Below are 8,800 nucleotides of genomic sequence, written 5' to 3'. Positions count from 1 at the left end.
CCCCCCCCCCCCCCCCCCCCCCCCCCCCCCCCCCCCCCCCCCCCCCCCCCCCCGCCGGTGCGCGGTGCCGCGCCCCGGTTCCGGCGCGTCAGACGAGCCGGGCCTCCAGGGTGATGTTCTTGACGCCGGCCAGGGCCTGACTGACCGGGCAGTTGGCCTTGGCCTCCTCGGCGGCCTCCTGGAAGTCCTCCTCGGACAGCCCGGGGACGGTGGCGCGGACGGTCAGCTTGATGGCGGTGATGCCCTCGCCCGGCTGGAGGGTGACGTCGGCCCGGGTGTCGAGCTTCTCCACCGTGTGGCCCTTGCGCGCCAGGCCGCCCGAGAAGGCCATCGAGTAGCAGGAGGAGTGGGCCGCCGCGATCAGCTCCTCGGGGCTGGTCTTGCCACCGGGCTCCTCGGCGCGGGAGGGCCAGCTCACCTCGTAGGTGCCGATCCCGGAGGATTCGAGGGCGACGTTGCCCTTGCCCTCGAGGAGATTGCCTTCCCAGTGGGTCCTGGCAGTACGGGTGGTTGCCATGGCTGTCGCTCCTGACGGGTTGTGAGTGACAAGAAAGGTCTGCGGTGATCAGTTTATGCGGCGGGCCCGCTCCGGCACTGCGGACCGGCCCGAAACCGGGCGGCGGATGACCAGCAGAGCACCGCTGGGCGGCGGGATCGGCGAGCGCGGCTGGGCCGCCGCGCCGGGCGCGGGCCGTGACGGACCGCCGCCCGCCGGGACCGTCAACATCCTGGTCTCGGTGCCGGCCGCCCTGCCTGACACCGCCCTGGTCAACGCCGTGGCCACGGCCACCGAGGCCAAGGGCCGGGCGCTGCCGGACGCCGGTTGGACACCTCGGGCACACCGACCGACACGGTGTGCGTCGCCGCCGCGCCGCCTCCGCCGGGCCGTCCGGCTCACAGATCCGCGCAGATCCCGCGCGCCCGCTCCAGGTCCTTCTTCGCCCGTGCGTCGAACCCGAAGGTCGAGAGAACCCGGTGGTGCGACTTTCTGAGCGCCTCCGCGAGCGGCTCGTACCGTTCGTCGCCCGCGGCCGCCGAGGCGGAGAGTGCCTGTGCCGCTCCCCAGCGGTTGAGCGCAGCCTCGCCGGCCGGCCCCTCCTCCGCGTACCGCGACTCGCCGAAACGCTCCAGGACGTCGCACGCCGCCCGCGCGTCGGCCGCCGGGCCGCCTTCGCCACCGCTGCCGCCGGTGAGGGCCCAGGCGGCCCCGAAGCCCACCCCGCCCATCACCAGTCCGGCCGCCAGCGCGGCGAGAAGCGGTCCCGTGCGGCGTCGGGCAGGGATCACCGGAGTTTCGAACGGTCGCTGCATGGAGCCGAAGCGTAGCGGCAGGCCGTCGTGCCGCGAGAGGCCCCTCCCTCCGCGTACCGCCCTGTCCGGCGGGCGGATCGTCGCCCGCCCTGAGGGTCTTTCCGGTGTGTGGTCCTGCGGCTCGGACGCTACCGCGCCTTCCCGGCCGTCTCCCGCACGCGGCGCGCCACGACCAGCCGGCAGCGCGGGCTGCCGTCCGCCCGCCGGCCGAGCTCTTCCAGGGGCAGCGTGCCCACCTCGAACCCCGCGTCGGACAGTTCGCGGCGCACCCGGGGGAGGGGGAAGGTGCGGTAGTACATGACGAACGGAGGGTGCCACAGCGCGTTGCGCACCCGCATCGCCGCGTCGAAGCCCCACAGCATCCAGTAGGCACGCGACCCGATGCGGGGCGGCGCGCCGACGGGGAAGGCGAACAGCCCCCCGGGCCGGAGTGCCGCGTACACCCCCGCGAACAGTCCGGGCCGTTCCCGGGGCAGGAAGTGCCCGAACGCCCCGAAGCTGACGGCCAGGTCGAAGGCTCCGTCGAAGGGCAGCCTCCGTACGTCGGCGCGCACCCGGTCAACCGCCGGTCCACCGGGGGCCCGGGGGTGGGCGGAACGGGCCCGGCCGAGCATGCCGGCGCTGAAGTCGACGCCGACGGCCCGCCGTTCGCACAGCCGCAGCAGGACATCCGTCCCCGCGCCGGTCCCGCAGCACACGTCCAGGCCCGTCCCGAACGGCCCCAGCGGTTCGAGCGCGCGTGTAGTGGCTCCCAGCAGGCGGTCCGAGGTTCTGAACGGCGTGCGGTCGAACTTCGGTGCGAGCAGGTCGTAGCCGCGCTCGACGGACGACAGCGCCTGCACGGCGAGCTCGGGGAGGGTGGGGCCCTGGGCGGTGAACATGGCGCCCACCGTAGCGAGCGGACGGACCGGCTCCGGCCGGCGGCGTCTCACACCTCGAAGACGACGCGGGCCCTGACGTGGCCTCCGAGGATCTTCTCGACGCAGTCGTTGACGGCCTCCAGCGGACGGGTCTCGTGGATCACCTACGTGCGTCCGGCCGCGCGGAGGGCGAAGACCTCCGCCAGGTCCTGCCGGGTGCCGACGATCGAGTCGATGGCAGGGATGCCGTTCAGCACGGTGTCGAGGACCGGGACGCGCAGGGCGCCGCCCGCCGGGAGCGAGACGAGCACCGGCTTCCCGCCGCGTCGCAGGCCGCGGGGCCGAACGGCCCTCCCTCCGGTGCCGTACGGACCCGGCCGGAGCGGTCGACGGTAAGGCGGTACCGCGGGAGCGGCGGTACGGGAAGCGGTTTCAGGCGGGGCGCCTGCCGTCCGGCGCGCCCAGGAGCGCGGCCAGGGCGCCGGGCAGGTCGTGCAGCGGGGCCGCTGCACCGGGGATGCACCGGGGCCAGCCCGGCCCGGCGGGATGGACGGGTACGGGCGCGGGGACCGCCTCCAGCGCGGTCCGCAGCCAGGAGAGGTCGGCCGTTCGGTGGGAGCGGGCCCACAGCACCACGGCACCGGGGCGGACGCGGACGAGGGCGTCGGTCAGGGCGGGGGCGGGCAGGTCCCCGGTCTGAAGGGCGGTACGGCCCTCCTCGGCCAGGGCGGCGGCCAGGGCCGTCAGCGGCAGCATGTGGTGCTCGGCCGGCGCGGCGGCCAGGAGTACGGGGGCTCGGGTGCCGGAATTCCGGCCGCCGGGGACGGGCGGGAGCGCGGCGGCACGATCCTGGGCGTGGCGGCGCAGGGAACTCTCGACGATGCCGCTGGTGACATGTTCCACCTCGACACCGCGCCCGGTCTCCTCCCAGTGCTCCCCGATCGCGGCCAGGGCTGGCGCGAGGACGGTCGCCCAGGCTTCGGCGGCTCCGAGCCGGGCCAGCGCGGCCGACACCGCCGTCTGGACGGCGACGGCGTCCAGCGCGTGCATCGCCTCGGTCAGCTCCGCAGTGCCCGCCCGCACGTCCGGCAGTCCCACCGTGCCCACCGCGCCCACCGCGCGGGCCGCGTCGGCGGCGGGCACGCCCCGGCGAATGAGCGTACGCATGTGCTCCAGCCGCTCCAGGTCACCCGCCGAGTAGCGGCGGTGTCCGCCGGGGGACCGCCCGGAGGAGACGAGGCCGTAGCGGCGCTCCCAGGCGCGGAGCGCGGCGGTGCTCATCCCCAGACGCTCGGCCACCGCGCCCACCGGCAGCAGGACCTCCTCCGCCTCCTGTCCGGGGACCGGGCTCGCGGCGGCGCGGGAAGGGCGGGAGGAGGACATGGCGCCATCGTCCGCCCGCGGCGGGGCGGGCGCAAGCACCGGATGTACAAGTTCCGCATAACTTTGTTTGACCTGGCCGGACACGGGCACCCGCGAAGCGACCGGGCCGCCCCAACGGCCTGGCGTGTCCTGGAGGGGGCTGCCGCACGTGCACCGGCACCGCGTCCCTCCCTCGCCCGTCCGCGCCGCGCGGTGCCTCCGCTTCACCCATCCAGAGCGCCCGAACTGAGAATATTGCCCTCAATATACGGGTGTGAAATCTTCTGTCCGTACGTGCGCCGGGCGTCTCGGCCCCGCGCCGGGAAGGAGCCGCGATGCGGCACCAGGCCACCGACCTGGCCCTCGCCCCTGCCAGCCCCGCACCCGCACGTCCCGAGCAGGCCGCCCCGGAGGGGGAGCGGACCGGCCGGACCGCACCCCGGTCGCCGCAGCACCCGGACGAGGCCCGCGTGGAACGCCCCGGGAGCCGCCGTACGGATCGCGCCCCCCTCCCCCACGGCCCCGACCGCGACATCGCGGCCGCCGTGGAGACCGTGCTCACCGAGCATCTGACGCTGCGCCGGGCCGACGCGCACCGGATCAGCGACCGGTTCACCGCCGACATCGCCGACTGCCTGATCGATCTGGTGCGGCGCGGCGGCAAACGGCTGCGCCCGGCCTTCCTGTGGTGGGGCTGGCGGGCGGGCGGCGGCACGCCGGAGCACCCCGACGTGGAGGCGGTGCTGCACGCGGCCGCCGCGCTGGAGCTGATCCAGGCCTGCGCGCTGGTGCACGACGACCTGATGGACGACTCGCCGCTGCGGCGCGGCGCGCCCGCCGCCCATGTGGTCCTCGCCCGCCGGCACCGCGCCCGGGGCCTGCGCGGGGACGCGGATGCGTTCGGGTCTTCCGCCGCCCTTCTGACGGGGGATCTGGCCCTGGTGTGGGCCGAGGACCTGTGGGACGCGGCGTCCCCCTGCGAGGAGGCCCGGCGGCGGGCCCGGCCCGTCTGGCGGGCGATGCGCACCGAGATGGTGGCCGGGCAGTACCTGGACCTGTACGGGCAGGCGGCCGGAACGCCCTCCCCCTCCTTCTCCCTGCGTGTCGCCCGTCTCAAGAGCGGGCTGTACACCGTGGAGCGCCCGCTGCACCTGGGGGCGGCACTGGCCGGCGCGGACGCGCACACCACCTCGGCACTGCGGCGGGCCGGCCGGTGCGCCGGGGTGGCGTTCCAGCTGCGCGACGACCTTCTGGGCGTCTTCGGGGACCCGGCCCGCACGGGGAAACCGGCGGGCGACGACGTGCGGCAGGGCAAGCCCACCCATCTGATGGCCCTGGGCCTGCGCCTGGCCCGCGTCCGCGGCCGGGTCGCGGCCCGGGAGCTGCTGGAGCACGCGCTCGGCAACCCGGCGCTGACCGAGGGGGAACTGGAGCGCGTGCGCGCCGTGCTGACCGAGCTGGGAGCCCGTGAGGCCGTGGAACGGCGCGTCGGCGGCCTGGCCGGCGAGGCGCTGGCCGCGATGGAGGAGGCATCTCTCGACGGAGTGCCCGCCCGGGAGCTGTCTGCGCTGCTGTACGCCGTCCTGGGCGAACCGGCCGCCGCCCGCCGCTCCCCGGGCGACGCCCCTCGTGACGCCCCTCGTGACGCCCCTCGTGACGCCCCTCGCGGCACCGCCCTCTCCAGCCACTGACCCCCACCTGCCGAAGGAATCCGGATGAGAAGACTGCACAGGCCGGGCGACCACGTCGTCATCGTCGGGGCGGGGCTGGCCGGGCTGTCCGCCGCACTGCACCTGCTGGGCGCCGGGCGCTCGGTCACCGTCGTCGAGCGGGAGGACGGTCCGGGTGGCCGGGCCGGCCGCGAGGAGTGGGCCGGATACCGAGTCGACACCGGCCCCACCGTGCTGACCATGCCCGATCTGGTCGACGAGGCCATGGCCGCGGTGGGTGCCAGGCTCTCCGACCACGTCGAACTGATCGGACTCCACCCCGCCTACCGCGCCCGTTTCGCCGACGGCGGCTCCCTGGACGTGCACACCGACCCGAACGCCATGGAGGCCGAGATCGCCCGGATGGCCGGGCCCGGAGAGGCCGCCGGGTACCGGCGGCTGCGCGACTGGCTGGAGCGGTTGTACCGGGTGCAGATGCGCTCGTTCATCGACGCCAACTTCGACTCGCCGCTGGGGCTGCTGGGCGCGGACCTGGCCAGGCTGGCCGCGCTGGGCGGGTTCGGCACCTGGCACGGGCGCGTCGCGCGCTTCCTCAAGGACGAGCGGCTGCGCCGCGTGTTCTCCTTCCAGGCGCTGTACGCCGGGGTGCCGCCCACCCGGGCGCTGGCCGCCTACGCCGTCATCGCCTACATGGACACCGTCGCCGGGGTGTGGTTCCCGCGCGGCGGCATGCACGCCGTGCCCCGGGCCATGGCCGACGCCGCGGCCCGTGCCGGGGCCCGCTTCGTCCACGGCGCCGAGGTGACGCAGCTGGAGCGCTCGCCGGGCGGACGCGCCGCGGCGGTGCGCACCGCCGGCGGGGAGCGCATCGCCTGCGACGCGGTGGTGCTCACCTGCGACCTTCCGGTCGCCCACCGTCTGCTGGGCGGCGCGCCGCGCCGCCCGGTGCCGCTGCGGTACGCGCCCTCGGCGGTCGTCCTGCACGCGGGCGGCGACCGCACCTGGCCCGAACTGGCCCACCACACGCTGTCGTTCGGCTCCGCCTGGGAGTCGACGTTCCGGCAGCTCACCCGGTCCGGCGAGCTGATGAGCGATCCTTCGCTGCTGATCACCCGGCCCACCGCAACCGATCCCGCGCTGGCCCCCGAGGGCAGGCATCTGCACTACGTGCTGGCCCCCTGCCCCAATCTGGTCACCGGCCCCCGTGACTGGGACCGTGTCGGCCCCCGCTACCGCGACGGACTGGTCGCCGAGCTGGAGCGCCGCGGGCTGGACGGCTTCGGCGCGGCGATCGAGGCCGAGCATCTGGTCACCCCGGCCGACTGGGCGCGCCGGGGGCACGCGGCGGGCACCCCGTTCTCCGCCGCGCACACCTTCGCCCAGACGGGCCCGTTCCGGCCGCGGAACCTGCCGCGCGGCTGGGAGAACGTGGTCCTGGCCGGCTGCGGCACCACGCCCGGCGTGGGCGTGCCGACGGTGGTGATCTCCGGCAAGCTCGCCGCCGCCCGCATCACCGGCGGCTCCGGCCGCCCGCGCCCGTCCGGGCGTGCGGCGCAGGCGCCCGCCGGTGCCGGCACGGCCGAGGGTGCGGCCGTATGACGGCGCGCGAGCTGGACGCGGCCGGTGTCCACGACCCGGCGCTGCGCGCGGCCTACACACGCTGCCGCGAGCTCAACGCCCGCCACGGCAGGACGTACTTCCTGGCCACCCGACTGCTCACCCCCCGCCAGCGGCCGGCCGTCCACGCCCTGTACGGCTTCGCGCGCTGGGCGGACGACATCGTCGACGACCTCGATCCCGCCCTCGCCCCCGAGCAGCGCGCCCGGGCGCTGGCGGAGCTGGACGAGGAGCTGCTGGGGGCCCTGCGCACCGGGCGCGGCGGGCACCCGGTGATCGCGGCACTGGCCGACACCGCCGCGCGCTACGCCATCGACCCGGCGCACTTCACCGACTTCATGCGCTCGATGGGCATGGACCTGTACGTCACCGAGTACCCCACCCTCGACGACCTGCGGGTGTACATGCACGGTTCGGCGGCCGTGATCGGCCTTCAGGTGCTGCCGGTGCTGGACACGGTCGCGCCGCGCGAGGAGGCCGCCCCGCACGCCGCGGCGCTCGGAGTGGCCTTCCAGCTCACCAATTTCCTGCGGGACGTGGGCGAGGACCTGGAGCGTGGCCGGATCTACCTGCCCCGGGACCGGCTGGCCGCCCACGGCGTCGACCGCGACCTGCTGCTGTGGTGCCGCCGTGCCGGGCGCACCGACGCCCGGGTGCGGGCCGCGCTGCGGGAGCTGTGCGAGACCACCCGGGGGGTCTACCGGGAGGCAGAGCCGGGCATCGCCATGCTGCACCCCGTCTCACGGCCCTGTGTACGCGCCGCGTTCGTGCTCTACCGCGCCATCCTGGACCGGATCGAGGCGGCCGGGTACGCGGTGCTCCACCGGCGGGCCGTGGTACCCCGCCGCCGGCGGGCCGCCGTGGCGCTGGGCGGGCTGGCCGGCGTCACCGCCTCGCGCGCCCGCGGCGCCCTGACCGGTGACCTGCCGCGGGTGCCCGGCCACTCGTGGGACCGCACGGAGGACCGCACGGAGGGGGACCCCGTGGAAAGGGCACCCGTGGAGCCCCCCAAGGAGGCCCCGCCGACCCGCCGGCGGGGCGCGCAGCGAGGAGGAGTGCTGTCTTGACCAAGCGCCGTGTCGGGGGTTCGACCGGTTGGCGCAGCCCCCTGCGTCTGATGTCCGACCCCGGCTGGAGCCGCCAGGAGCCGACGTGGCGGGCGGCCCGGCCACAGATCATCGCCGACGCCCTGAAGCGGGCCTCGGCCCGCCCCTCGGGCAACTGGTACGTGGTGGCCGCCAGTCGTGAGATCCGCCGCGGCCGTCCCTTCGGCAGGACGGTCGCCGGGGTGGAGCTGGTGCTCTGGCGCACGGAGTCCGGGCGCCCGGTGGCCGGTCCGGGCGCCTGCCCGCACCTGGGCGCGCCCCTGTGCGACAGCGTGGTGGAGTCCGGGCGGCTGATCTGCCACTGGCACGGCCTGGACCTGACCGCGCGGGGCATGCCCGGCTGGGAGCCCCATCCCGTGTACGACGACGGTGTGCTGGTGTGGGTGCGGCTGGACGCGGTGGGCGGCGAGGAACCTCTGGAGCGGCCCTGCCTGCCCCGGCGCCCGGATCCGGCCGCCTCGGTGGACGCGGTGACGACCCTGGTGGGCGTCTGCGAGCCGGAGGACGTCATCGCCAACCGGCTCGACCCCTGGCACGGGGCGTGGTTCCACCCGTACGCCTTCACCCGGCTGACGGTGGTGGAGGAGCCCGACCCGGCCGTCAACGGCGACCGCTTCCTGGTGGACGTGGCCTACCGCGTCGGCTCGCGGGCGGGTGTGCCGGTGCGGGCCGCGTTCAGCGCGCCGGAGCCGCGCACGCTGGTGATGCACATCGTCGGCGGCGAGGGCGAGACGTCGGCGGTGGAGACCCACGCCACGCCGCTCACCGCCCCGGGGGACCCGAACCCGCGCACCGCCGTGATCGAGGCCGTCCTGGCCACCTCCGGCCGGCCCGGCTTCGCCGTGGCGCGGGCCGCGGCGCCGCTGCTGCGGCC

The 8,800-nt window shown here is 76.1% G+C and carries 9 protein-coding genes and 1 pseudogene; 5 read left to right on the top strand and 5 right to left on the bottom strand.

The window, feature by feature from the left end:
• Positions 1-88: 88 nt before the first annotated feature.
• Positions 89-517, bottom strand: a complete 429-nt coding sequence (locus tag LJ221_RS00050; protein WP_241712531.1) for an OsmC family protein — start codon at positions 515-517, stop codon at positions 89-91.
• Positions 518-572: 55 nt separating this feature from the next.
• Between LJ221_RS00050 and LJ221_RS23815 the strand changes: the two genes are divergently transcribed.
• On the top strand, positions 573-992 hold the full coding sequence (locus LJ221_RS23815; protein WP_374228329.1) for an adenosylcobinamide amidohydrolase: 420 nt from the start codon (positions 573-575) through the stop codon (positions 990-992).
• Here LJ221_RS23815 and LJ221_RS00040 read toward each other — a convergent pair.
• From LJ221_RS00040 to LJ221_RS00025, 4 genes and pseudogenes are all read right to left on the bottom strand, one after another.
• Positions 895-1,311 carry a hypothetical protein gene (locus tag LJ221_RS00040; protein WP_241712529.1) on the bottom strand — a complete coding sequence of 139 codons (417 nt, stop codon included), beginning with the start codon at positions 1,309-1,311 and terminating at the stop codon, positions 895-897. The two genes, LJ221_RS23815 and LJ221_RS00040, sit on opposite strands and share 98 nt — an antisense overlap.
• A gap of 128 nt (positions 1,312-1,439) precedes the next feature.
• Positions 1,440-2,192, bottom strand: coding sequence for a class I SAM-dependent methyltransferase (locus LJ221_RS00035; protein ID WP_241712527.1), 753 nt, complete (start codon positions 2,190-2,192; stop codon positions 1,440-1,442).
• A 47-nt stretch (positions 2,193-2,239) separates the two neighbouring features.
• Positions 2,240-2,506 (bottom strand): annotated as a pseudogene (locus tag LJ221_RS00030) (zinc-dependent alcohol dehydrogenase); the annotation flags it as partial.
• Positions 2,507-2,603: 97 nt separating this feature from the next.
• Positions 2,604-3,554 carry a MerR family transcriptional regulator gene (locus tag LJ221_RS00025; RefSeq protein ID WP_241712525.1) on the bottom strand — a complete coding sequence of 317 codons (951 nt, stop codon included), beginning with the start codon at positions 3,552-3,554 and terminating at the stop codon, positions 2,604-2,606.
• Positions 3,555-3,868: 314 nt separating this feature from the next.
• Between LJ221_RS00025 and LJ221_RS00020 the strand changes: the two genes are divergently transcribed.
• The 4 genes from LJ221_RS00020 to LJ221_RS00005 all read left to right on the top strand — a co-directional run.
• On the top strand, positions 3,869-5,224 hold the full coding sequence (locus LJ221_RS00020) for a polyprenyl synthetase family protein (protein WP_241712523.1): 1,356 nt from the start codon (positions 3,869-3,871) through the stop codon (positions 5,222-5,224).
• Positions 5,225-5,248: 24 nt separating this feature from the next.
• Complete coding sequence (gene crtI / locus LJ221_RS00015) at positions 5,249-6,802, top strand: phytoene desaturase family protein (protein ID WP_241712521.1); 1,554 nt, start codon at positions 5,249-5,251, stop codon at positions 6,800-6,802.
• Positions 6,799-7,887: a phytoene/squalene synthase family protein gene (locus LJ221_RS00010; protein ID WP_241712519.1), complete on the top strand. Its 1,089-nt coding sequence runs from the start codon at positions 6,799-6,801 to the stop codon at positions 7,885-7,887. The genes crtI and LJ221_RS00010 overlap by 4 nt, the downstream gene beginning before the upstream one ends.
• A gap of 50 nt (positions 7,888-7,937) precedes the next feature.
• A partial coding sequence (locus LJ221_RS00005; RefSeq protein ID WP_241712717.1) for a DUF5914 domain-containing protein occupies positions 7,938-8,800 on the top strand: 863 nt, incomplete at its 3' end.

Origin of the sequence: Streptomyces sp. CNQ085, from assembly GCF_022614595.1 — a bacterium.
In the GTDB taxonomy this organism is placed as follows: domain Bacteria; phylum Actinomycetota; class Actinomycetes; order Streptomycetales; family Streptomycetaceae; genus Streptomyces.
The sequence above is the reverse complement of the archived record's forward strand: the minus strand, read 5'-3'. Positions and strand labels throughout refer to the sequence as shown.